Origin of the sequence: Delftia sp. WY8, assembly GCF_018437695.1 — a bacterium.
Classification (GTDB): Bacteria; Pseudomonadota; Gammaproteobacteria; order Burkholderiales; family Burkholderiaceae_C; genus Comamonas; species Comamonas tsuruhatensis.
Window position 1 is genome coordinate 4,078,167 of the sequence record NZ_CP049795.1, and the last position, 24,665, is coordinate 4,102,831.

Annotated in this window: 11 protein-coding genes and 1 riboswitch; of the genes, 5 read left to right on the forward strand and 6 right to left on the reverse strand. The window is 67.0% G+C overall.

Annotation, left to right across the window (positions count from 1 at the left end; genetic code table 11):
• The gene (locus tag G4D77_RS18865) at window positions 1-945 is read left to right on the forward strand and encodes a PhaM family polyhydroxyalkanoate granule multifunctional regulatory protein (RefSeq protein ID WP_016453543.1); all 945 of its coding nucleotides are present in this window, start codon (window positions 1-3) and stop codon (window positions 943-945) included.
• 81 nt (window positions 946-1,026) lie between these two features.
• The gene (locus G4D77_RS18870) at window positions 1,027-2,262 is read left to right on the forward strand and encodes an FIST signal transduction protein (RefSeq protein WP_154833271.1); all 1,236 of its coding nucleotides are present in this window, start codon (window positions 1,027-1,029) and stop codon (window positions 2,260-2,262) included.
• Window positions 2,263-2,285: 23 nt separating this feature from the next.
• Here G4D77_RS18870 and G4D77_RS18875 read toward each other — a convergent pair whose 3' ends face one another.
• Window positions 2,286-3,617, reverse strand: a complete 1,332-nt coding sequence (locus tag G4D77_RS18875) for a D-amino acid dehydrogenase (RefSeq protein ID WP_154833273.1) — start codon at window positions 3,615-3,617, stop codon at window positions 2,286-2,288.
• Window positions 3,618-3,710: 93 nt separating this feature from the next.
• Window positions 3,711-3,821, reverse strand: a riboswitch (glycine riboswitch).
• Between the two features lie 388 nt (window positions 3,822-4,209).
• On the opposite strand from G4D77_RS18875, the gene G4D77_RS18880 reads away from it, so the two are divergent.
• Both G4D77_RS18880 and G4D77_RS18885 read left to right on the forward strand, forming a co-directional pair.
• Complete coding sequence (locus tag G4D77_RS18880; RefSeq protein ID WP_250134229.1) at window positions 4,210-15,414, forward strand: invasin domain 3-containing protein; 11,205 nt, start codon at window positions 4,210-4,212, stop codon at window positions 15,412-15,414.
• A 321-nt stretch (window positions 15,415-15,735) separates the two neighbouring features.
• On the forward strand, window positions 15,736-18,354 hold the full coding sequence (locus tag G4D77_RS18885) for a PepSY domain-containing protein (protein WP_154833276.1): 2,619 nt from the start codon (window positions 15,736-15,738) through the stop codon (window positions 18,352-18,354).
• A 170-nt stretch (window positions 18,355-18,524) separates the two neighbouring features.
• Here the strand turns inward: G4D77_RS18885 and G4D77_RS18890 are convergent, their stop codons facing one another.
• The 5 genes from G4D77_RS18890 to G4D77_RS18910 form a co-directional block, all read right to left on the reverse strand.
• Window positions 18,525-19,685 carry a CMD domain-containing protein gene (locus G4D77_RS18890; protein WP_016454492.1) on the reverse strand — a complete coding sequence of 387 codons (1,161 nt, stop codon included), beginning with the start codon at window positions 19,683-19,685 and terminating at the stop codon, window positions 18,525-18,527.
• Between the two features lie 7 nt (window positions 19,686-19,692).
• Window positions 19,693-21,174, reverse strand: a complete 1,482-nt coding sequence (locus G4D77_RS18895) for a SidA/IucD/PvdA family monooxygenase (RefSeq protein ID WP_154833278.1) — start codon at window positions 21,172-21,174, stop codon at window positions 19,693-19,695.
• Between the two features lie 65 nt (window positions 21,175-21,239).
• The gene (locus tag G4D77_RS18900) at window positions 21,240-22,247 is read right to left on the reverse strand and encodes a Bug family tripartite tricarboxylate transporter substrate binding protein (protein ID WP_154833280.1); all 1,008 of its coding nucleotides are present in this window, start codon (window positions 22,245-22,247) and stop codon (window positions 21,240-21,242) included.
• A gap of 162 nt (window positions 22,248-22,409) precedes the next feature.
• On the reverse strand, window positions 22,410-22,799 hold the full coding sequence (locus tag G4D77_RS18905) for a YXWGXW repeat-containing protein (RefSeq protein WP_016450353.1): 390 nt from the start codon (window positions 22,797-22,799) through the stop codon (window positions 22,410-22,412).
• A 182-nt stretch (window positions 22,800-22,981) separates the two neighbouring features.
• Window positions 22,982-23,722: a helix-turn-helix domain-containing protein gene (locus tag G4D77_RS18910; RefSeq protein ID WP_012202467.1), complete on the reverse strand. Its 741-nt coding sequence runs from the start codon at window positions 23,720-23,722 to the stop codon at window positions 22,982-22,984.
• Window positions 23,723-23,836: 114 nt separating this feature from the next.
• Between G4D77_RS18910 and G4D77_RS18915 the strand changes: the two genes are divergently transcribed.
• Window positions 23,837-24,661, forward strand: a complete 825-nt coding sequence (locus G4D77_RS18915) for a hypothetical protein (protein WP_026062680.1) — start codon at window positions 23,837-23,839, stop codon at window positions 24,659-24,661.
• Window positions 24,662-24,665: the final 4 nt, after the last annotated feature.

Sequence of the window (24,665 nt, forward strand, 5' to 3'; positions counted from 1 at the left end):
ATGAGTGATGCGTCCTCCTTCGGTTTCGGCAAGTTCATCCCCGGTTTCGACTTCCTGCAGGGCCTGGCCCAGAGTGCAGGATCGGCCACCGCCCGGCCCCTGGGGCGCCTGCCCGAATGGGTGGCGCCCACGGTGAGCATCGAAGAGGTGGACAAGCGCATCACCGAACTCAAGGCCGTGCAGTTCTGGCTCGACCAGAACGGCAAGGCGCTGGCCGCCACCATCCAGGCCCTGGAAGTGCAGCGCATGACGCTGTCCACCTTGCAGGGCATGAACGTCAGCATGGGCGAGCTGGCGCAGGCCTTCCAGTTCCCTGCAGCCGCAACCGCCGCGGCCACCGCCGCGGCCAAGGGCGCCGCCAGCGCGGGGCAGGGCGACCTTTCGGACTGGCCCATGTCCTCGGCCGCCAGCCGGGCGAGCAAGAAGGAAAAGCCGCAGCCCGAGCCCGCACAGGCCGCTGCCGCGCCGCCTGCAGCCCCCGAGGCGGCCAAGGCCGCCGACAGACCCGCAGCCGCGGAGACTGCGGCGCCCAAGGACGAGTCCGCCCAGGCCGCCGCCATGGGCCAGGCCATGCAGTGGTGGGGCGCGTTGACCCAGCAATTCCAGCAGATCGCCGCCAAGGCCATGGCCGAGCCCATGGCCCCGGAGGCCGTGGCGGCCGCCCAGCGCGCCACCGGCATGGCCGGGGACCTGGCCAAGGCCACCATGGACCGCATGGCGGCACAGGCCAGCGCCTTTGCTGCGCAGGCGGGCAAGGCGGCGGCGGTCTCCCCTGCCAAGGCGCCGTCCGCAAAGCCGGCGGCCAAGGCTGCGGTGCAGGCCGAAGCCCCCAGGACCGCTGCCAAGGCTCCCGCCAAAGCGGCTGCCAGGAAAACCGCTGCAAAGGCTGGAGCCAAGGCGCCGGCCGCCAGCAAGCCGGCAGCCAAGAGCCGGCCGGCGCGTTGACCGATCGGGCCGGACCCATGGATGCGCAAGGCCCCAGCCACCCGCAAGCCGGGTGCTGGCGGGGCTAGAAAGAAGGTTGGTATGTCGTTGTTTCCTGTAGGCCATGCCAGCCATTCCGACTGGCGCGCCGCGGCCGACGCGGTGCTGCAGCAGCTGCGCTTGCAGATGGCCGGGCCCGGCCACGCGCAGCGGCCCCGTCTGGGACTGGTGTACCTGTCCCATGCGCATGCCGCCCACGCACGGCCGCTGTTGCAGCATCTGGCCAGGGCCCTGCCCCATGTGGCGGACTGGGCCGGCTGCTCGGCCGGCGGCGTTCTGGCCATGTCGCATGAGTACCTGTCAGGAACCGCGCTCGCGGTGATGCTGCTGGATGTACCGGCCGCCCACTACCGCCTGTATTCGGGCCTGGCGCCCCTGCATGCGCCTGGCGGCGAGGCCGGCTTCACCGCCCATTCGGCCCTGGTCCATGCCGCAGGCGGCCAGCCCGAGCTGGCCGAGCTGCTGTACGAGCTGTCCGAGCGCACCGAGTCCGGCCTGCTGTTCGGCGGCGTGGGCGATGACGGGGAAGATGGCGTGGAGGGCGTGCAGATCGCCTGCCGCACCGAGGATCTGCATGCGCAGCATGCGGACGCGCGCGGCATTTTTCGTGGCGGCTTTTCAGGCGTGGCCTTCGGTGCCGGCGTGCCCTGCATCACGGGCATGGCCCAGGGCTGCGTGCCGCTGGGCGAGGGGCTGGAGATCACCGAGGCGCGCGGCGCCCTGGTCACCGGGCTCAATGGCGATCCGGCCTTGCAGCGCCTGCTGCAACTGCTGGGCGTGGAGCTGGAAGGCAGCGACTGGCAGCCCGCGCTGACCACGGTCCGCACCACGCTGGCGGCCATTGCGCCGCCGGGCCGGGGCCTGGCCCACGGCGTGCTGACCGAAGAGGCCCAGGTGCTGACCCTGGTTGGCCTGGACCCGCTGCGCCAGGGCGTGGCCCTGTCATCGGCCGTGGAGGCCGGGCATTCGGTGATCTTCTGCCGCCGCCAGGCCCAGGTCGCGCGCCAGGAACTGCTGCAACTGGGCGCTGCGCTGCGCGATGCGGCGGAGCCCGAGGAGGCGGCGCCCGAAGGCGAGGCACAGCCCCGCATCCGTGGCGCCATCTACATCAGTTGCCGGGGCCGCGGCGGCGGCCTGTTCGGCGGCCCCGATGCCGAACTGCGCACCCTGCGCCACGCACTGGGCGATGTGCCATTGATCGGCTTCGTTGCCGAAGCCGAGATCATGGACGCCCGCCTGCACCGCTTCGCCGGGGTGTTGACGGTGTTCACTGCCTAGGCGTCGTACACGCCGTCCGCACCTCAGACCGCGCGCGGGCGCACCGTGCCTGCGCTGCGATCCGGGTCCATGGCTGCGGCCCCCAGGAAATCGAAATCCACGGCCGGCCGCCTGCCGCTGACCAGGTCGGCCAGCGCCATGCCGGAGCCGCAGGCATGGGTCCAGCCCAGCGTGCCGTGGCCGGTGTTCAGGAACAGGTTGGCGATGGGCGAGCGTCCGATCAGCGGCACATTGCTGGGCGTGGCGGGGCGCAGGCCGCTCCAGAACTGGGCGCGCCCGGTATCGCCGGCGCCGGGGAACAGCTGCTGCACGCGCCGCACGATGGCCTCGCAGCGCACGGGGTCCAGGTTGCGGTCGTAGCCGTTGAACTCGGCCGTGCCCGCAATGCGCAGGCGGTCGCCTTGCGCGCCCGTGTAGCGCGAGAACACCAGCTTGAACTCGTCGTCCGTGAGGCTGACCTGGTAGGCCTTGGCGGGGTCCAGCACCGGCAGGGTCACGGAGTAGCCCTTGGCCGGGTAGATGGGCAGGTGCAACCCCAGCGGCTGGGCCAGCAGCGGGCTGAACGAGCCCATGGCCAGCACATAGGCGTCGCCCTGGATGCGTTCGTAGCGGCCATCGGCATTGGTCACCTCCACATGGTCGATATGGCGGCTGGCGCCCGCGCCCGTGGTGCGCAGCGCCGTCACGTGGTGGCTCTGGCGGAACTGCACGCCCGTGGCGGCGGCGATGCGCGCCAGCTCGCGTGTGAAGAGGTTGGCGTCGCCTGATTCATCCTCGGCCGTATAGGTGGCGCCCGCTATCTGCCCGCGCACATGGGCCAGGGCCGGCTCCAGGCGCACGGCTTCGTCGGCATCGATCAGGCGGCGGTCGCAGCCCAGGGCCTGCATCTGCTCGGTGGGCTTGAGCGCGCCCTCGAACTCGCGGGCGTTCGTGTAGAAGTGCAGGATGCCCTGCATGCGCTGCTCGTACTGGATGCCGGTGTCCGACCGCAGCTGCTGCAGGGCCTCGCGGCTGTAGGTGCCCAGGCGAACGATCTGCCGGATGTTGTGGCGCGTGCGCGCGGGCGTGCAGTTGCGCAGGAAGGACAGGCCCCAGAGCCACTGGCGCATGTCGGCGCGCAGGCGGAACAGCAGGGGGGCATCCTGCCGGCCCAGCCAGCCCAGCAGCTTCAGCGGTGCGCCGGGGTTGGCCCAGGGCTCGGCATGGCTGACCGAGATCTGCCCGCCGTTGGCGAAGCTGGTTTCGGCGCCGGGCGCGGCCTGGCGGTCGATGACGGTCACTTCATGACCGAGGGATTGCAGATAGTAGGCCGACGTGGTGCCGATCAGGCCGGCTCCGAGAACGATGACGCGCATGACGATGCCCTTTCAAAGGCATGTGCCGGGTCACGCGAAAGCTGGCCGCTATGGTCTGGATAGCAGGCAGCCGGCGTCCGTCGTGACGCAGCTGCCGCTCCCCCTGTCCTTGGTACCTGAGAGATTCACCGCCGTCCATGGGAACGGGGCTTGCTCCTTCGGTGCGCCGCACATTGCGTGCGGCGGCTCTCCAGACGGCATGTTGTGTTTGCAGTACGGAACCTGAGCGTGTATGGGAGTTTGCGCCTTCGGTGAGGCTCGGCACCGTGGCGCCCGCCTGCTCTCCTGCAGGGGCGATTCTATGGGGCTTGCGCAGCCAGCTCCAGTCGTATTGGGGATACCACCAGTTACCTGTATGTGGTGTGGCTGATTCAGGGTATTCCCTAGATCGCTCAAGCGCCTCCCTCGTAGCGCTGGTACGAGTCTCCGGTTTCATGTAAAAAAACTATTGAAATAGAAAAAAACATGATTTAGCCTATCGATATGTGCAGTGGTTTGTCAGTGCTTGTTCTGGTCGATTGGACCTGCATGGGTTAACCATGGGTTGTATATATGTCTGATAGGCGACTTACCGTTGCACAGGTGCGGGTCCATGGAAACTGGTCCATCACTGAAAAAATACAAGCACGGTGAATATGGTTTGTCGAGGGAGGAATGTTTTGCGTCGCAAACCCGACTGAAGGTGTGTCCGCTCAATGGGCAGTGGAGCAGCGCGCAAGCGTTGATGGAAATCCGCCTTTTTTTGATTGACGCGCAGGATCTGCGCGAAAAATTTTGCTTCCAAACTCACCGGCTGCAAGGTGAGTTGTGGGCTCGTGATTCAAATAGAACTATTCGAGGTACGGCGATGCAAATGCGCTGGGTACAACTGATGGCCATTGCCATTGGGAAAATCATTTTCCTGTCATATCTCCTTGAGAAAACGGGGAATATCATGCATGCTCTCAATCGCCTGCCTGGTTCGGCATTTTTTCGCAAGTGGCGTGCAGCGAAGTGCCTTTTCTCTTTGCTGCTGCTTTCATGCGCGGGTATCTCATCCACGGCACTGGCGGCGACCATCGTCTTCACGGTCACCGACAACAGCGACGCTCCCAATGCCAATGCAACGACACCAACCACCTGTGTCAGCACGCTGGGGGGCACCTTTGCTGGCGCATGTACGCTGCGAGCGGCCATTCAGGCAGCCAACTACACGCTGCAAACGCTGGATCCGAGTGCCGATGTTTCCATCGTCTTTGCGCCGACACTGACCACGTCGGTACGAACCATACAGAGCGGGACATCCAAGGATGCGGCGGGAAACCTCCATCCGTATGTCGACAATCAGACGGTTTACGTGCGCTGTGCCAATACATTCTCCAGCGGAGTCCAGTCCGGCGCCGTGACGGGGGCCACCAATGCCTGTGGTCAAAGCCAGATGATCAGCGGCGGCGATACGGGCACCACCACTGGTGCCGGTGGTGCCTGGTACTGGCTCAAAGGCACCGTGCCAGCCGGCACGGGCTCGTTGACCATCGATTTCGGGGGAGTCATACAAGTCCAGAACTGGGCGGACTCCCCCTGGGAAACTTTTTATCTTGGTGGGAAGAACATCACGCTCACCAATTCGCCCAACATGACCTGTGGCGAAGCGGTATTCGTCGTTGGCTCCCCGGCGAACAATATCACCATTGATCGCGTCGGCTTGGTGAATGTGGCGCCAACCCCTGCGGGAGAGGGGACGCCGTTCAACTGCGAGCTGTACGCGGAGATTCATCAAGGCGCACAAAACGTATTCTTTACCAATAGCACGATCAATTCCGCGATATGGAATGGAAATTACGGCAATAACAAGGGCTCGGCTATTTCCGTTGCCGCAAGCAACGGTGCAGGCACAGTTTCCAACATTGTTGTCGATAATTTCACGGTAACGAATCTGCCCAACCCTATCGGGGGAATGCAGCTCGAGCAGTTCTTCCAGGTCATGTCGAACATGACCGTCAACGGATTGACGATCAAAGATTCGAATATCGCACTGAGCCCGACTGGTGGAAATGCGCCCAGGGCCGTGGTGTCGGTTGATGGAACGATCAACCTGGGCAATGGAATTGGTCTTGCCGTGACGGGTAATACCTTCTCGCTGCCTATCGCCGCCTATACCGCTTCATCGCCAATGCATGTGTCGGCACCAACGGTGAATACGGCAGCCTCAGGCACGACGCAGGTAGTGACGGTGACCGATAACAATTTCACTGGCGGCGGGGACGGGTTGAATATTAGTGGGACGGGTACGGCACCAGGGTTGATTGGCAACAACAAGATGACAAGCCAGTCGAGAAGTGCCATTCGTATCACTACGCATGATTTCTTCAAGATTTCTCAGAACACGCTGTTTTCCGTGCCTGTGGCTGCAAACTCAGGTATCAGCTTGCAGACGACGGCCAATGGACAAACCGGATGGACCCCGACCCTTGGCGTTGGCGCCAGTGACACCGCCGCCTGCACCTGGACATTCAATATCGCGGCAAATGCCAATGCGAGCGAGCCGGCACCGTATACGGTGGAAGCCTTTTGGTCGCCGACCGGCGCGGGCGCCAACGACGCACAGGTCTATCTGGGCTCAGGGACCATGGCCGGAGCCTCGGGAACGCTGACCGTTCCTTCGTATCTCAGCGGCCAGGTGCGGGTCACAGTGACGGACAGCAATTCCGGTGGGGCCCAGACCTCGCAGCTTTCAACGGCTGCAAGCGTCACCGGTTTTCCCTGTGCCCTGAAATCCGGCGTTCTGGCGACGACCAACAATCAACCTGTCGGCAGCAGCGACTTGCTGGAGGTCTACATTGTTGACGGCCAAGGCAATGCCTGGACGGGGGGCAGTGACACCGTTACCTTCGCAGCGCCGCCTGCAGGTGTCACCTTCAATGGCGGCTCCGCCGCAGTCAGCTGCACGACCAACTCCAGCGGAAAGTGCGCTTCTCCCATCAATGCCAGCAGCAGTGTCGCCGGAACATTCACGACACCCGTGACCTTGTCGTCGTCAGTCGCTGGTGCCACGTTCTCCAATCTTCCATTGGGTGGAAGTCCGGTATCTGGCGCAGTGACCTATCAGCCTTCGCCGGTTGCTTACAGCTTCACCGGGCTGCCGGCCAGCACGACCGGTTCTGAAATCGCCGCGAGTCCGCCATCGATTGCGGCCAATGGCGTCTCCACCAGCACCTTGGCCGTGCAGTTGAAGGATGCGTTAGGCAACCTTGTCACCACCTGTACCGATACGGTGGCCTTCACCCTCAATGCGGGGACGCAAGGCGTTCCTGCCGTCAGCGTCACGGGCTGCAGTGCCGGCATGTACACGGGGACGGTGACATCGCCGGTGCTGGTCGGCAGCGGCACCTTCGGGTTCACCATCAACGGGGCTGCGGCTGTTGCCACCGCAACGGTCTCTTATGCGGCCGCAACGCCGAGCACGAGTGCATCGACGATAGTCGCCACTCCGGCATCGATCGTGGCCAACGGCAGCTCCACCAGCGTGCTGCGCGTGCAACTGGTCGATGCCAGCAGCAATCCGATCAACACGTGCACGAACACGGTGGCGTTCACCCTGAACGGCGGAACGCAGGGAACGCCCAATGTGGGCGCGGCCTCGTGTACCGCCGGCATCTATACGGGCACCGTCACATCGCCCACGGCGGTCGGCAGCGGGATCTTCGGATTCACCATCAACGGCTCTGCCGCAGTTGCTACGGCTTCAGTGAGCTACACGGCGGGTCCGCCAAGTACCAGTGCCTCGACCATCGTTGCGAGTCCGACCTCGATCATTGCCAATGGCACTGCAACCAGCACATTGACGGCGCAGCTCAAGGATGCGTCAGGCAATTCGATTGCGACCTGTGCCAACACGGTGGCCTTCACGCTGAACGGTGGAACACAGGGCTCGCCCGCGGTCGGCGCGGGGGCGTGCAGCGCAGGGGTGTACACGGCCACCGTCACGGCACCTACCGCAGTCGGCAGCGGCACCTTTGGTTTCACCATCAATGGCTCGGCCGCCACGGCTACGGCTGCGGTGAACTACACGGCCGGCTCGCCCAGCAATGGCGCGAATGGAAACCTGATCAGTGCCAGTCCGCTCAGCGTTGTCGCAGACAACACGGCCACGAGTTCGATCAGCGTGACCCTGCGCGATGCCAATGGCAATCCCGCCACGGATACGGTGGCGCACACGATTGTCTTCACCAAAACGGGCGTGGGCACGACCACGCCGGCCGCACCCACGTGCACGATCGCGGCCAATGCCAATCCGGCCACCTGCTCCGTGACGGTGAAATCGGCCACGGTCGGCACCGCAAGTTTCACGGCAACGGACAACGGAACGGCCGTGAGCAATGGCAGTCCGGTATCGGTCAACTTCATTGCCGGGCCGCCCAGCAATACAGCCAGCGGCAATCTGCTCAGTGCCACGCCGCTCTCGGTGATGGCCGACGGTACGAGCACCGGCACGGTGACCGTCGCACTGCAGGACGCCAATGGCAATGCAACCGTCGATACGGTCGCCCACACCATCGGCTTTGTCCATACCGGCGCCGGCACGCCGTCGGCAACTTCCTGCACGATTGCGGCCAATGCGAATCCAGCGCGCTGCTCCATCACGGTGACATCCACCGTCGCGGGTGCGGCGAGCTTCACAGCCACGGACAACAACGGCACCACCACCCAGAGCGTGGCCAATGGCAGTCCGGCCGTGATCAACTTCACGGCCAATGCCGCCGACCCCGCCAGGTCGGGGGTGCGTACCGTCAGCAGTCCGGCCACGGCCAATGGCTCGGCGACGGATGTGCTTGAAGCGTTTGTGGGAGATGTCAACGGCAATCCGGTGGCCGGAAGCGTTGTCACGTTCTCTCCCACCGCAAACATCACCTTCAGCGGTACCTGCACCACCAATGCGGCCGGTACCTGCCAGGTCACCGCCAGGACAACCGTCGCGGGTTCCTACACTTCCGGCGCAAGCATCGCGAGCGGCGCATTGAGCGGCAGCGGCATCAGCGCCGGCGGCAATACGTACGGCGCTACGGCTGCCTATGTCTTTACGGCAGGTGCCGTCGATCCCGCCAATTCGACCATGTCGGTCGATGCGAACAACCAGGCAGCTGGCGGCGGCCAGGACGTCGTTTCCGTGGTCACCAAGGATGCGTTCGGCAATCCGGTCACCGGCGTTGCCGTGAACTTCAGCGTGACGCCTGCCGGAGCGGCACCTGCCACCGCCAGTTGCACGACTGCGGGTGCGGCGGCGACCTGCTCGGTGTCGTTCACCAGCGTGACCGCATCGACTTACTCGGCTGCCGCCACGGTGGGGGCGGTTGCCATCGGCAACAGCCCGCAATCGATGGCCTTTGTCGCCGGCAATGCCTCGGCAAGCAATTCGGGCCTGCGTGTCGTGAGCGACAACGCGGCGGCAAATGGCACGGCAACCGATGTGGTGGAAGCGTATGTGCGCGATGCCGGTGGCAACCCCAAGGGCGGCGAGGTCGTCACCTTTGCCGGTACCCCCGGCGTGAAGCTGAACGGTGGCGCGGACGGCGCGTCAGCCACTTGCACCACTGGAACAAGCGGCACAACTCTGGGCATCTGCTCGATCACTGCCACCAGCACAGCGAGTGGGACCTACAGCATTGCCACCAGCATTCCTGCCGGAACCCTGGGTGGCACGTTCACCGTGGGAGCAAACGCGTATTCGCCAAGCGCCGCACAAATTCATTTTGTAAGCGTGGTGAACCTCAGTGTCACCAAGGCCAACCCTGGCAGCTTGGCTGTGGGTACGCCCTTCAACTACACCTTTACGGTAGCGAATGCAGCGAGTGCCTTCGGTTCTGCCAGCAGCGTGACCATCAAGGATCTGGTGCCTGCAGGTATCCGCATCACGGGTGCGCCGACAGGTGCGAACGTGGCCAGTGTGGACTGCTCGCCCAAGCCCAACACCTTCCCGTTTACGGGCAATGGCAGCACTGTCCTGACGTGCACGGTGAACTTCACGACCTCGGTCGCAGCCGGTGGCAACACCAGCTTCAACCTGCCGGCTGTGCCGACGGCTGTGGGCTCGAGCACGAACACGGCTTCCTATGATCCGTCCGGTGGTACCAGTCCGGTCAATCCGACGGCAGGTTGCACGACGGACTGCGCGTCGACGCCCGCCACCCCAGTCAACCCTGGTTCGCCCACGCTGACGGTCAGCAAGGCCAACCCCGGCAGCCTGGCTGTGGGGACTGCGTTCAACTACGCCTTCACGGTAGCGAATACGGCTGGAGCGTTCGGTCCCGCCACCAGCGTGACCATCAAGGACCTAGTGCCTGCTGGCATCAGCATCACGGGCGTGCCGACCGGCGCAAACGTGGCCAGTGCGACTTGCACGCCCAACACCTTCCCGTTTGCGGGCAATGGCAGCACTGTGCTGACTTGCACGGTGAACTTCACTGCGGCAGTGGCGGCCGGTGGCAACACCAGCTTCAATCTGCCGGCTGTTCCAACGGCGGTGGGGTCGAGCACGAACACGGCCTCCTACGATCCATCGGGCGGCATCAGCCCGGTCAATCCGACGGCGGGTTGCACGACAGACTGCGCTTCCACACCGGTGACTCCAGTCACGCCTGGCACGCCAGCGCTGACGGTCACCAAGGCCAACCCTGGCAGTCTGGCCGTGGGCACGGCGTTCAACTACGCCTTCACGGTAGCGAATGCCGCCAGTGCCTTCGGTCCCGCCACCAGCGTGACCATCAAGGACCTGGTGCCGGCAGGCATCAGCATCACGGGCGTGCCGAGCGGTGCGAACGTGGCCAGTGCAACCTGCACACCCAACGCCTTCCCGTTTGCGGGTAATGGCAGCGCCGTGCTGACGTGCACGGTGAACTTCACGGCGGCAGTGGCGGCCGGTGGCAACACCAGCTTCAATCTGCCGGCTGTGCCGACGGCGGTGGGCTCGAGCACGAACACGGCTTCCTACGATCCGTCGGGTGGCATCAGCCCCGTCAATCCGACGGCAGGGTGCACGACAGACTGCGCTTCCACACCGGTGACTCCGGTGACGCCAGGCACGCCTGCGTTGACGGTCACCAAGGCCAATCCCGGCAGCCTGGCTGTGGGGACTGCGTTCAACTACGCCTTCACGGTAGCGAATGCGGCTGGAGCGTTTGGTCCCGCCACCAGCGTGACCATCAAGGACCTGGTGCCTGCGGGTATCAGCATCACGGGCGTGCCAACCGGCGCGAACGTGGCCAGTGCGACCTGCGCGCCCAACACCTTCCCGTTTGCGGGTAACGGCAGCTCCGTGCTGACGTGCACGGTTAACTTCACTGCGGCAGTGGCGGCCGGTGGGAACACCAGCTTCAACCTGCCGGCAGTGCCGACGGCGGTGGGCTCGAGCACGAACACGGCCTCCTACGATCCGTCGGGCGGCATCAGCCCTGTCAATCCGACGGCTGGTTGCACGACGGACTGTGCTTCGACTCCCACCACACCGGTCACGCCTGGTACGCCTGCGCTGACGGTCACCAAGGCCAATCCCGGCAGCCTGGCTGTGGGGACTGCGTTCAACTACGCCTTCACGGTAGCGAATGCGGCTGGAGCGTTTGGTCCCGCCACCAGCGTGACCATCAAGGACCTGGTGCCTGCGGGTATCAGCATCACGGGCGTGCCAACCGGCGCGAACGTGGCCAGTGCGACCTGCGCGCCCAACACCTTCCCTTTTGCGGGCAATGGCAGCGCCGTCCTGACGTGTACGGTGAACTTCACGACCTCGGTCGCAGCCGGTGCCAGCACCAGCTTCAACCTGCCGGCTGTGCCGACGGCTGTGGGTTCGAGCACGAACACGGCCTCCTACGATCCGTCGGGCGGCATCAGCCCTGTCAATCCGACGGCTGGTTGCACGACGGATTGCGCATCGACGCCTTCCACGCCCGTCACGCCAGGCACGCCTGCGTTGACGGTCACGAAGGCCAACCCCGGCAGCCTGGCTGTGGGGACTGCGTTCAACTACGCGTTCTCCGTGTCCAACGCCGCTGGAGCGTTTGGTCCTGCCACCAGCGTGACCATCAAGGACCTGGTGCCTGCAGGCATCAGCATCACGGGCGTGCCGACCGGTGCGAACGTGTCCAGTGCGACCTGCACGCCCAACACCTTCCCGTTTGCGGGTAACGGCAGCTCCGTGCTGACGTGTACGGTGAGCTTCGCCACACCGGTGGCAGCTGGCAGCAACAGCAGCTTCAACCTGCCAGCTGTGCCGACGGCTGTGGGTTCGAGCACCAACACGGCCTCCTACGATCCGTCGGGTGGCATCAGCCCCGTCAATCCGACGGCCGGTTGCACGACGGATTGCGCATCGACGCCTTCCACGCCGGTAACCCCTGGTACGCCTGCGCTGACGGTTACCAAGGCCAACCCCGGTAGCCTGGCCGTGGGCACGCCTTTCAACTACGCGTTCTCCGTGTCCAACGCTGCCAGTGCCTTCGGTCCCGCCACCAGCGTGACCATCAAGGACCTGGTGCCGGCAGGCATCAGCATCACGGGTGTGCCGACCGGCGCAAACGTGGCCAGCGCAACCTGCACGCCCAACACCTTCCCCTTCGTGGGCAATGGCACGGCGATCCTGTCTTGCACGGTGAGCTTCACCACGCCGGTGGCGGCTGGCAGCAACAGCAGCTTCAATCTGCCGGCTGTGCCGACGGCAGTAGGTTCGAGCACCAACACGGCCTCCTACGATCCGTCGGGTGGCATCAGCCCGGTCAATCCGACGGCCGGTTGCACGAAGGATTGCGCATCGACGCCTTCCACGCCGGTGACCCCTGGTACGCCTGCGCTGACGGTCACCAAGGCCAACCCCGGTAGCTTGGATGTGGGGACTGCGTTCAACTACGCCTTCACGGTAGCGAATGCGGCCAGTGCCTTTGGTCCCGCCACCAGCGTGACCATCAAGGACCTGGTGCCGGCAGGCATCAGCATCACGGGCGTGCCGAGCGGTGCGAACGTGGCCAGTGCGACCTGCACGCCCAACACCTTCCCGTTTGCGGGTAATGGCAGCTCCGTGCTGACTTGCACGGTGAACTTCACTGCGGCAGTGGCGGCGGGTGGGAACACCAGCTTCAACCTGCCGGCTGTTCCGACGGCGGTGGGTTCGAGCACCAACACGGCCTCCTACGATCCGTCGGGTGGAATCAGCCCGGTCAATCCGACGGCAGGGTGCACGACAGACTGCGCATCGACGCCTTCCACGCCAGTGACTCCTGGTACGCCTGCGTTGACGGTCACCAAGGCCAACCCGGGTAGCCTGGCTGTGGGGATTGCGTTCAACTACGCGTTCTCCGTGTCCAACGCTGCCAGTGCCTTCGGCCCCGCCACCAGCGTGACCATCAAGGATCTGGTGCCGGCAGGCATCAGCATCACGGGCGTGCCGACTGGTGCAAACGTGGCCAGCGCGACCTGCACGCCCAACACCTTGCCGTTTGCGGGTAACGGCAGCTCCGTGCTGACGTGCACGGTGAGCTTCACCACACCGGTGGCGGCTGGCAGCACCACCAGCTTCAATCTGCCGGCTGTTCCGACAGCGGTGGGTTCGAGCACGAACACGGCCTCCTACGATCCGTCGGGCGGAATCAGCCCGGTCAATCCGACGGCCGGTTGCACGACAGACTGCGCTTCCACGCCGGTGACTCCGGTCACGCCAGGCACGCCTGCGTTGACGGTCACCAAGGCCAACCCGGGTAGCCTGGCTGTGGGGACTGCGTTCAACTACGCCTTCACGGTAGCGAATGCGGCTGGAGCGTTTGGTCCCGCCACCAGCGTGACCATCAAGGACCTGGTGCCGGCAGGCATCAGCATCACGGGTGTGCCGACTGGTGCCAATGTGGCCAGCGCGACCTGCACGCCCAACACCTTCCCCTTCGTGGGCAATGGCACGGCGATCCTGTCTTGCACGGTGAACTTCACTGCGGCAGTGGCAGCGGGTGGCAGCACCAGCTTCAATCTGCCGGCTGTGCCGACGGCGGTGGGCTCGAGCACGAACACGGCTTCCTACGATCCGTCGGGTGGCATCAACCCGGTCAATCCGACGGCGGGTTGCACGACAGACTGCGCTTCCACACCGGTGACTCCGGTGACGCCAGGCACGCCTGCGCTGACGGTCACCAAGGCCAACCCCGGCAGCCTGGCTGTGGGGACTGCGTTCAACTACGCCTTCACGGTAGCGAATGCGGCTGGAGCCTTCGGTCCCGCCACCAGCGTGACCATCAAGGACCTGGTGCCTGCAGGCATCAGCATCACGGGCGTGCCGACCGGTGCAAACGTGGCTAGTGCGACCTGCACGCCAAACACCTTCCCGTTTGCGGGTAACGGCAGTTCCGTGCTGACGTGCACGGTGAGCTTCACCACACCGGTGGCGGCTGGCAGCAGCACCAGCTTCAATCTGCCGGCTGTGCCGACGGCGGTGGGTTCGAGCACCAACACGGCTTCCTACGATCCGTCGGGTGGAATCAGCCCGGTCAATCCGACGGCGGGTTGCACGACAGACTGCGCTTCCACACCGGTGACTCCAGTCACGCCGGGTACGCCTGCGTTGACGGTCACCAAGGCCAACCCGGGCAGCCTGGCTGTGGGCACGCCCTTCAACTACGCGTTCTCCGTGTCCAACGCTGCCAGTGCCTTCGGTCCCGCCAACAGCGTGACCATCAAGGATCTGGTGCCCGCAGGCATCAGCATCACGGGCGTGCCGACTGGTGCCAATGTGGCCAGTGCGACCTGTACCCCCAACACCTTTCCGTTTGCGGGCAATGGCACTGCGATCCTGTCTTGCACGGTGAGCTTCACCACGCCGGTGGCGGCCGGTGGCACCACCAGCTTCAATCTGCCGGCTGTGCCGACGGCGGTGGGCTCGAGCACGAACACGGCTTCCTACGATCCGTCGGGTGGCATCAACCCGGTCAATCCGACGGCAGGTTGCACTGTGAACTGTGCATCGACACCAGCAACGCCGGTCACTCCCAGCACGCAGGTGCCGGTGGCTCCAACGCTGACGGTTTCGCCGACCACGGTGGGAGGCTATCCGCAGATATCCGGCACCGGCACGCCGGGCTACACGATCACGGTGAAGGATGGCTCGACGACGCTGTGTACGGCAATCGTCGCGGCCGATCAGACGTGGAGCTGCACGCCAGGCGGCGGCTTGCCGACGCCGGGTCTGCACACGATCAGCGCGACCCAGACCAACCCCGGCAATGGCAATACCGGACCTGCCACAACGACTTCGCTCAACGTGCTCGGAACGACCTTCACGGGTCCGACAGCCACCGGGGCAGGCAACGCCACGGCGACCTTGAGCGGTGGTGGCGCGGGCTGCGGGTTCGATGTGTCGCAGTCGTCCTTCGTCGCGGCTGCGGCGGGTGCGCCTGGCCAGTTGAGCTTCCCGTACGGCAATGTGCACTTCGTGGCCCGTGGCTGTACGCCCAGCAGCTCAATCACGGTCAGCGTCAGCTGGCCGGGTCCGGTGACCGGCATGGCGTACTGGAAGTTCGGTCCAGCGTCCGCAGGGGCGGCGGACTCCTGGGATCAGCCTGCGGGTGCGGTGGTGTCGGGCAATACGACCTCGGTGGTGGTCACCGATGGCGGCCAGGGTGATGACGATCGCGCAGCCAATGGCGTGATCGTGGATCCCAGCGGTCCGGCGCGTGTGGGTGCGGCGCCGGGTGCCCGGCCGATCCCTGCGCTCGAACCGCGCATGCTCGCCATGGCCATGCTGCTGATGCTGACCGCAGGCCTGTGGAATCTGCGCCGCAGACGCGGTTGACACACGGTTGAAGAGGCGCTGAACCATCGCCTGCCGAACCTGTTTCGGCAGGCGATTTCCATTGGGTAGAGGCGCTGTATCCCGGCGGCTCCAGCCTGCACGAAACCCCAGGCCGCCTTGCGGGCCTATCGCGCGTGCAACACGCCGTAAATGAGAACAATTTAGAATTTCGCGCTGATGGGTGCCTTGCATCCCTGGGTCCCGGCCGACGCACAGGCGCCTGGCCCCTTCATTCCTGCACGCCTGCCTTCCATGCACCGTTCTGTCCTGATGTTCCGTTGCGCACCGTGATGGACCGCTGAACGCCGCCGCCTGCTCCCCATGACTTTCAAGAAAATCTGGTTCCAGTTGCACTGGTTCGTCGGCATTACGGCCGGCACGGTGCTCATCGTCATCGGGCTGTCGGGCGCGGTGTTCTCGTTCCATGAGGAAATCCTGGGATGGATGAATCCCGGCACTGCCTCCGTGCCCGCGCGCGATGCCGCGCCGCTGGCGCCGCCGCAGATTGCGCAGGCGCTGCGCGAGGCCGGCGAGCAGCGCGTGGTCCAGCGCATCACCGTCTTTGCCGAGCCCGGCCGCTCGGCCCAGGTGGCCTTCAAGCCACCGGCCGGCCAGCGCCGGGGCCAGACGGTCTTTGTCGATCCCTACACGGGCGCGCAGCTGCCCGAGCAACACGGCACGGAGTTCTTCGAATGGGTGGAGCGCCTGCACCGCTGGCTGCTGCTGCCGCGCGATGACGGCAAGCCGATCACGGGCACGCTGGCCGGCCTGCTGCTGATGCTGTCGCTGTCGGGCCTGTACCTGCGCTGGCCGCGCCGGCCGCTGTCATGGCGCACCTGGCTGACCTTCGACCCGGCGCTCAAGGGCCGCTCCTTCCTCTGGGGCCTGCACTCGGTGGCGGGCACCTGGGCCCTGGTGGCCTATGTGGTGTTCACCTGCACCGGCATGTACTGGGCCTTTGGCGTGGTGCGCAGCACGGTGGACGGCTGGGCCGGCGTGCCGCCGCGCGTGGCCGCTCCCGCGGCGCCGTCCTCGAAACCCGGTGGCGGCCGGCCTAAGCCGGCTGGCGCGCAGCAGCCCATCGACATCGCGCCTGGCTGGGCCGCCTTCGAGCGCATCGCCCATGGCTGGCAGTTCGCCCAGCTGCGCCTGCCCGAGCGCGCGGGCCAGCCCCTGCAGATCAGCTGGCTGGATGCCGATGCCGCCCATGAGCGCGCGCGCAACCAGATGGCGTTGCTGCCCGATGGCACGGTGCAGCGCGACGAGCGCTATGCCGACCTGCCCACGGGCCGCCGCGCCGTGGGTGCCATCTACCCGCTGCACATGGGCACCTATTTCGGCATGCCGGGGCGCATCTTCATGACGCTGGCCTCGCTGATCATGCCCCTGTTCGCCATCACGGGCTGGATGCTCTACCTGGACCGCCGGCGCAAGGCGCGCGCCCTGGCCAAGGAGCGCCAGGCGCTGATGGCGGACCCGCCACCGTCCGCGCCTGCAGGCCAGGACACCGTGCTGGTCGCCTTCGCCAGCCAGGCCGGCCGCGCCGAGCGCCTGGCCGTGGCCACCGTGGCCGCGTTGCGCGGCGCAGGCATGGCGGCCAGCCTGCAATCCGTGGCGGCGCTGGATGCCGAGCAACTGCGCCACCACCGGCGCGTGCTCTTCGTGGCCAGCACCTTTGGCGAAGGCGACCCGCCGGATGCCGCGCGCCGCTTTGCCCGCCTGCTGGGCGCGGCCTCGGGCTCGGCCCTGCCGCACCTGCAATACGGCCTGCTGGCGTTGGGCGATCGGCAGTACGCGGCCTTCTGCGGCTTTGGCCATGCACTGGACCACCAACTGCGCCGCCTGGGCGCACAGCCCGTGTTTCCGCTGATCGAGATGGATGGCGAGGACACCCAGGCCTGGCATGCCTGGCAGCAGGCGCTGGCAGGGCATTTCGGCGCCGTGCTGCCCGTGTGCGATGCCCTGCCTGCGTCTTCGGCGGAACCGCTTGCCGATGCCACGGCCTTTGCCGCATGGCCGCTGCAGGCGCGCAGCCTGTGCAACGCGGGCAGCCAGGGCGCAGGGCTTTATGTGCTGGACTTGGCACCGCCCGAAGGCGTGGCCCCGCTGTGGCGGGCTGGTGCGCTGGCCGAGGTGCTGCCACGCCATGGCGCAGCCACCGTGCAGACCTGGCTGGCCGCCCAGGAATGTGATGGTTCGGCCCCCGTGCAATGGCGCCAGCAGACCTGCACGCTGGCCGAGGCGCTGGCCGCCAGCGTGCTGCCGGCCCCGGGCGACATCGCCCCCGGCACCGCGCCCCAGGCCGTGGCCGATGCGCTGCGGCCCCTGCTGCCGCGCAGCTACTCGGTCGCCTCGCTGCCGCAGGACGGCCATGTGCGGCTGCTGGTGCGCCAGGCCCGCCATGACGGCGGCCTGGGCGTGGCGTCGGGCTGGCTGACGGCGCATGCGGCCCGGGGCACCTCCGTGGCCATGAGACTGGTGGAAAACCGTGCCTTCGAGCCGCGCGAAGAGGCAGGTGCCGAGCCCGACGCTCCGGCCATCTTCATCGGCAACGGCTCCGGCTATGCCGGCCTGCGCGGCCACCTGCTGGCGCGCATGCACGCAGGCCGCCACCGCAACTGGCTGCTGTTCGGCGAACGCCAGCGGGCCCATGACGGGTACTGCGAGGCCGAGGTCTCCAACTGGCTGGCTGCCGGCAAGCTGGAGCGTGCCGACTTCATCTACTCCCGCGACCAGGCCCGGCGCCGCTACGTGCAGGACGCCCTGCGCGAAGCCGCCGACCCCCTGCGCGACTGGATCGCCGACGGCGCCGTGCTCTACGTCTGCGGCAGCGCCGACGGCATGGCCGCAGGCGTCGATGCCGCACTGGCCGACATCCTGGGCGCTACCGCCGTCGAAGACCTGATCGTCGAAGGCCGTTACCGCAGGGATGTGTACTGAGGTGAAGCGCGGCGTCTCAAGGCACAGCGCATGAAACCGGCGCGGCCCAAGTCAGGGACACCGAGGAAGGGCCTACGCCGGCCGCGCCGCCCCGCACCGAGGGTGTCGTCCCCCTCCCCGCGAAGCGGGTAGAGAGGCGCCGTGCCACGGGGGGAAGGCGCGTAAGCGCCTCAGGGGGTGATGTACTTTTCCTTCCCGAGATTGAGCATCAACCGGTTCGCCCAGCCGAACAGCGCGGCCGAGTGCAGCATGTCCAGGATTTCCTGGTCCGTGAGGCCGGCATCGCGCAGCGGCTGCAGCTGGGCGGCGCCAAAGCTGCCGGGCGCGCGCGTCAGGGCCAGCGAGGACTGGATGATGGCGCGTTCGCGCGCATTGGTGCCGGCCGTGTCGGGGTCGTCGAACATCTGTGCCATGACATCGTTGCGCTTGGCCAGTTGCTCGAAGCGCTGGGCGTGGACCGATGCGCAGTACACGCAGCCGTTGGAGCGCGACACGGCCGTGGCCGCCACCTCGCGCTCGGCGCGCGACAGGCCGCCGGGCGCGTACATGATGGCGTTAAAGGCCTGCGAGCGCTCCGACAGCACGCGCGGCTGGCGGGCCAGCAGCAGGTAGAAGTCCGACGTGCGCGCCTTGGGGTGGCTCAGGTCCAGCACGGCCTGCTGCTCGGCCGTGGCCGTGGCGGGGTCGAGCACGGGCAGCCAGGACGTCCAGTCCAGCGTCTCGCTGGTGTAGCCGTTGCGGCGCAGCGGCTCGCCCGGTGGCGGCAGGTTGGCGGGGTGCACGAAGGGGGCGGCGGCGGCTTCGGCAGCCGGCGTGCTGGCCTGGCCGCCCAGCGCGACCATGGCCTGCACGCCCGCGAACAGGCGCAACTGGTAGGCGATGAAACCCACCAGCTGGGCCACCAGCACGGTGTCGTCGATGGACAGGCCGGACTCGGGCATGGCCAGCAGGGCCGCGCGGTCGCTCTCGGCCGGGTGCAGGGCCAGGGTGCGCACAAAGTGCAGGGCCGCATCCAGGCGGGCGTTGCCGGTCTGGGCGCCGGGCTGGGCCAGCACGGTGCGCAGCGCGGGCGTCAGGGCGTCGCCCAGGGACTCGGCACGCTGGCGGTATTCATCGGCCAGGGCCTGGACGCCGCTGACGCGGCATTGCTCGCTGGCCAGCACCAGACGCTCGGCGCGCGACAGGCTGTCGGCCAGGCCGTCGCCCAGCAGCAGGTCCTCGCAGGCCTGGGTGGCAATGGCCACCTTGTCGCGCTGGCGGCGCGTGGCGAAAACGGGGGACTGGTCGGTCAGGCCGGCCAGGCGGTCGATGGTGTCGTTGGCGGTGGTCATGGGTATCTCAGGTCTTGTCTGCCAGGGCCCGCACGCGGGCTTCGGGGTCGGCGGGCGTCCATTCGCCGCCGTCGAGCTCGGGCTCGGAATAGGACTGCAGCTGGGCGTAGTGGTGTTCCAGGTCCTCGCGGTAGAACAGCGAGGCCAGGCCCTGGGCCAGCTTGCGCGCGCCGTCGCTGATGGCGGGGATATCGCCCGACACCGTGCCGTGCGACAGCGCGGCCGGATAGCAAAAGCAGTGCACATGGTCCAGGCCGGGCAGGGCGCCGGGCGTCTTTTCCTGGAACTCGAACAGCGGGCCCAGGTCGGGCGAGTCCGACAGTTCCTGGTCCTCGGCACCCGCCTCGGGCACGAAGCGGTCGCTCCAGATGCGCACATGGGGCGCCAGGTCGGCGAACTCGGGGCGCTGGCGCCAGTCGATGGCAAAGCCGGTGGAGACGATCAGGAAGTCCAGCGTAAACACGCCGCGCGGCGTGCTCACGCGCAGCTTGTCGCCTGCCTGCTCCACCTTCTGCACGGCGCAGTCCAGGTTGAAGTGGGCGTTGGCGTGGCGCGAGACGCGCAGCGTGCTGCCGTGCGGCGGTGGCACCTGCTGCACGTTGATGTAGTGGCGTATGCGCCATTTCCAGGCGTCGGGCAGCAGGAACTGGCCGTGCGTGAGGCCGGGCGTGCCCGAGCCCTTGGATTTGTTGATGCGCGGCAGGTCGCTGCGGCGCACCAGCAGGTCCACGCTGGCGGCGCCGTTCTCCAGCGCGGTGGCCGCGCTGTCCATGGCCGACGAGCCCGCGCCCACCACGCCCACGTGCAGGCCGGCCAGGCGGCGGTAGTCGAGCACGTCGGAGGAATGCGCCCAGCGGCTGCGGTCCACGCCCTGCATGAAGGCGGGGATCTGCGGGCCGCCCAGGCCGTCGCGGCCCGTGGCCAGCACCACGCGGCGTGCCAGCCAGGTGCGCGAGGCGCCATCGGCCGTCACATCGACCTTGACCGTGCCGTCGGCCTGCGGGCGGATGGCCGTGACCTGGTGGCCGTTGCGCACGTCGCAGCGCATCACGCGGCGGTACCAGCGCAGGTAGTCCATCCACTGCAGGCGCGGGATCTTGTCCAGCGCGGCCCAGGCTTCGCGGCCCCATTGGGCGATGAACCAGGCGCGGAAGGTCAGCGAGGGCAGGCCCAGCGCGGGGCCGGTCAGCTCCTTGGGCGAGCGCAGGGTTTCCATGCGCGCCGTCGTGGCCCAGGGGCCTTCGAAGTCCAGCGGGGCCTTGTCCAGCAAAACGGCCGCGATGCCCAGCTGGGACAGCGCGGCCGACAGGGCCAGGCCGGCCTGGCCGGCGCCGATGACCAGGACATCGTGCACGGGCTGGCCGTCGCGGGTGGAGGGAGGAATCCAGGCCTTGGCAGGCCAGCCCAGGGCGACGAGGTCGTCGCGTAGGCGTTCTTCAAGGGCAGCCAGGCCCGCAGGGGCCGCGGCTGCCGGTTCGGTCAGGGACATAGACTCACCAGGAACTCACGAGGAAAGGCGCGCCAGCGGGGCAGGGCCTGCGGGCGCGCGCGGCATCAATCGATGCTGATTTTCGCGTCTTTGACCACCTGTGCCCACTTCAGGCGGTCGTTGTGCACGGTTTTCTTGAACTGCTCGGGCGTCTCTATGCGGATGGCGTTGCCCTGGGACTCGAAGCGCGCACGCACCTCGGGCAGCTCCAGCACCTCGCGCACGGCCTGGCCGAGCTTGGCCACGATGGCCGGGTCCGTGCCCTTGGGCGCGAAGATGCCGAACCAGATCGAGCTGTCGAAGCCCTTGGTGCCCGTCAGGCCGCTGGAGGCGATGGTGGGCACTTCCTTGATCACTTCCACGGGCTTGGCCGTGGTCACGCCCAGCAGGCGCACCTTGCCGCTCTTGTAGTGCGGCAGCACGGTCTGGACCTGGTTCATGATGCAGCAGGTCTCGCCGCGCAGCACCGAGGTGATGGCCTCGGGGCCGCCCTTGTAGGGCACGTGGACCATGTTCAGGCCCAGGCGCGCATTGAACTCGGCAAAGGCCATGTGCGTGCCCGCGCCGTTGCCCGTGGAGGCGTAGTTGTACTTGCCGGGGTTGGCCTTGATCTCGTCCACGAACTCCTTGAGGCTCCTGACGTTGATCACGTTGGGATTGATGGTCAGCACGTTGGACACATCGATCAGCGGCGCCACCGGCACGAAGTCGGTTTCCACGTCAAACGGCAGCTTCTTGTAAAGCGCCGCATTGCTGCCGTGCGTAGCCGCCGTGCCGAAGGCCAGCGTGTAGCCGTCCGGCTTGGCGCGCGCCACGATCTCGCTGGCGATGTTGCCGGCCGCACCCGACTTGTAGTCAATGATCAGGGGCTGGCCCAGGCGCTGGGACAGCGGCTCCTGCACGCCGCGCGCGATCACGTCCACGCCCGAGCCTGCCGGGAAGCCCAGGATCATGGTCACGGGCTGGTGCGGCCACGAAGCCGCCGAATCGGCTGCCACCGCTGCGGTGGAGCCGAAGACGGCCAGGGCCGCGGCGGCGGCGGGAATCCAGGAGCGGAAAAGCGAGGGGCGCATGGTGTGCAGGGAAATCCGGTGAATCAATTCCCATATTTTCCTGAGAACTTAATGAGCCACTTTTATATGCATATGTTGGTATGAAGCCAGTGTGGGCATGGCCGCAGCGCTCAGCAAAAAGCCCGCCGATGGGGCGGGCTTCATGCCGGGCGCAAGCGCCCCTCAATGGCGGTAGGGGTTGTTGGGGCGGCGGTCATGGCGGTCCGGCACGCCGTCGCGGTCACGGTCCCAGCGGCCGGGTGCGTAGCCCCAGCGGCCACCGTGCTGCGACCACACGGGCTGGCGGTACACATAGCCGGGGCGCGCCTTGACCCAGTGGCCGGCCACCCAGGCATGGCGGTGGCCCTGCGGGCGCCAGTAGCCCGGCGCCCACACATAGCCGCGGCGCGGTGCCGGAACGGCCTCGTAGCGCATGGGGGGCGGCGCGCCGAACTGCACAGAGATGGCGGCACCCGGCGCCGCGTAGGTCACGTTGGCCTGGGCCTGCGCGGTCCCGGCCCATCCGGCCAGGGCCACGGTCGCGGCGATCAGCGGTGTGCGAAGGGAAATCATGGCGGCTCCTTGTCCTTGGTTCATCGGGCTGGAGTCCCTGTGACGGGAATCCATGACTGCATGGTGCGAGTGCTGCGTCAAGCCCGGGTTGCCGCGACGCGAAGTCTTGCAATCTTGTGTATCGCCTTGGTGAAGCCTTGTTGCCAGGCGCTGCAGCGCAGGCTGCCGTCCTGCAGCCGCCGTCAGACAGTGCCTCTTCTCAGGGCCGTGAACGCCGTGAATTCCCAGCTGCGCATGGCCAGCACCAGGGTGTAGCCCTCGCGCTGGCCCGGCGGCAGGCGCTGGTCCTGCAGGTGCTGCTGGGAAAAATCATGGGCCAGCCGCTGTATGCGTTCCACGAAGCTGGGCGCCAGATGCCGGCCGATGGAGCCGTGCACCATCAGCATGCCTTCGCCCGGCTGGTCGAAGCCGCCGCCGAAATAGTCGAGCACGGCGTTCTCGCGGAAGTACTCCATCACCGGCCCGCGCGCGCGCCAGCGGAAGGTCTTGGCCAGGCGCAGCCGGTAGCGGTTGCCGGGGCGCAGCTCGATGATGCCGATGCGGTCCAGCTGGGCCAGGTAGCGGATGCCTTCGGCCTCGGTCATGCGGTAGGTGGCCACGATCTGCTCCAGCGTCCACTGGCTGAGCACGCAGATGGCCATCAGCAGCAGCTTGCGGTCGGCGACCACGGCGTTCTCCTGCTCCGGCGTCATCTCCTGCAGCAGCGGCTGGCTGTCGGCCACGCGGCGTGCCAGGTCGGCGAAGTCCAGGCTCAGCGCGCGGCAGATGGCATCGATGCGCGACAGCGGCATGTCTCCCTTGGCCAGCATGCGCTTGACGCTGGACTCGGCCATGCCCAGGGCGCGCGCCAGGTCGGCATAGGTCATCTGGGCGGCCTTGAGTTCCTTCTTGAGGGCGATGACGAGGTCGGCAGTGGTGCTCATGGGTAGCGATTATCGATACCCGAGGTGCTGGTTTGCGCGGCGGGTGCAGAAAAACGATGCTGGAAGGGCCGATGGCTCGCCACACTCCGCGCCACTTTCCACGAGGAGCAACACATGCCATCCACATTGATTTCACCGGCCGCCGCCCTGCGCGCGCTGTACTGGGGCGCCGCCTTGCTGCTGCTGGCCGCCTTGATTGGCCCTGCAGTGCCGCAGCCCCAGGACTTTCACGCGTTTGCCGACCAGCGCGCCTGGGGGCCGCTGCCCCATGCGCTGGATGTGCTCAGCAACCTGGGCTTTGCCTGGGCTGCCGTGACGGGGGCGCGCCTGCTGCTGGACCGGCGTAGCCAGGCGCTGGCGCCGGCCCTGCGCTGGCTGGCCGCGCTGTTCTTCACGGGGCTGGCGTGTTCGGCCATAGGTTCGTCCGTCTACCACTGGGCCCCCCACGATGCCACCCTGGCCGGCGACCGGCTGGGCATGTCCATGGCCTTTGCCGGCATGCTGGGACTGGCGCTGCAATCGCGCATTGCCGACCGCGTGGCCGTGCGCGCCGCGGTGGCCATGCTGGTCGCCGCCGTGGCCTCGGTGCTGGTCTGGCTGCATGGCGGCAACCTGCTGCCCTGGGCGCTGGTGCAGGGCGGCGGCATGCTGGCGGTGCTGGGCCTGGCCTGCGTGGCGCCGCGCCATGGCGCGCTGGCGCTGCGCCTGGGCATGGTGATCGCCTGGTATGGCGCGGCCAAGCTGCTGGAGTGGGGCGATGCGGCCGTCTTCGAGGCCACCGGCGGGCTGGTGTCCGGCCACAGCCTCAAGCATGTGGTGGCGGCGGCCGCCGCCCTGCCCGTGATCACCGCGCTGCGTGCGGCCGGCACGGCGCGCATGGCCAGTACGGGCACAATGTGCGCCGATGCGTGCGGCCACGGCGGCGCCACCAACCGTTGAGGGA

Bases quoted from the DNA above. Each gene is read 5' to 3' on its own strand.
- G4D77_RS18870 (WP_154833271.1), top strand. From the start codon at position 1,027: ATGTCGTTGTTTCCTGTAGGCCATGCCAGCCATTCCGACTGGCGCGCC.
- G4D77_RS18890 (WP_016454492.1), bottom strand. From the start codon at position 19,685: ATGACCACCGCCAACGACACCATCGACCGCCTGGCCGGCCTGACCGAC.
- G4D77_RS18875 (WP_154833273.1), bottom strand. From the start codon at position 3,617: ATGCGCGTCATCGTTCTCGGAGCCGGCCTGATCGGCACCACGTCGGCC.
- G4D77_RS18865 (WP_016453543.1), top strand. From the start codon at position 1: ATGAGTGATGCGTCCTCCTTCGGTTTCGGCAAGTTCATCCCCGGTTTC.
- G4D77_RS18915 (WP_026062680.1), top strand. From the start codon at position 23,837: ATGCCATCCACATTGATTTCACCGGCCGCCGCCCTGCGCGCGCTGTAC.
- G4D77_RS18905 (WP_016450353.1), bottom strand. From the start codon at position 22,799: ATGATTTCCCTTCGCACACCGCTGATCGCCGCGACCGTGGCCCTGGCC.
- G4D77_RS18895 (WP_154833278.1), bottom strand. From the start codon at position 21,174: ATGTCCCTGACCGAACCGGCAGCCGCGGCCCCTGCGGGCCTGGCTGCC.
- G4D77_RS18900 (WP_154833280.1), bottom strand. From the start codon at position 22,247: ATGCGCCCCTCGCTTTTCCGCTCCTGGATTCCCGCCGCCGCCGCGGCC.
- G4D77_RS18910 (WP_012202467.1), bottom strand. From the start codon at position 23,722: ATGAGCACCACTGCCGACCTCGTCATCGCCCTCAAGAAGGAACTCAAG.
- G4D77_RS18880 (WP_250134229.1), top strand. From the start codon at position 4,210: ATGGAAACTGGTCCATCACTGAAAAAATACAAGCACGGTGAATATGGT.
- G4D77_RS18885 (WP_154833276.1), top strand. From the start codon at position 15,736: ATGACTTTCAAGAAAATCTGGTTCCAGTTGCACTGGTTCGTCGGCATT.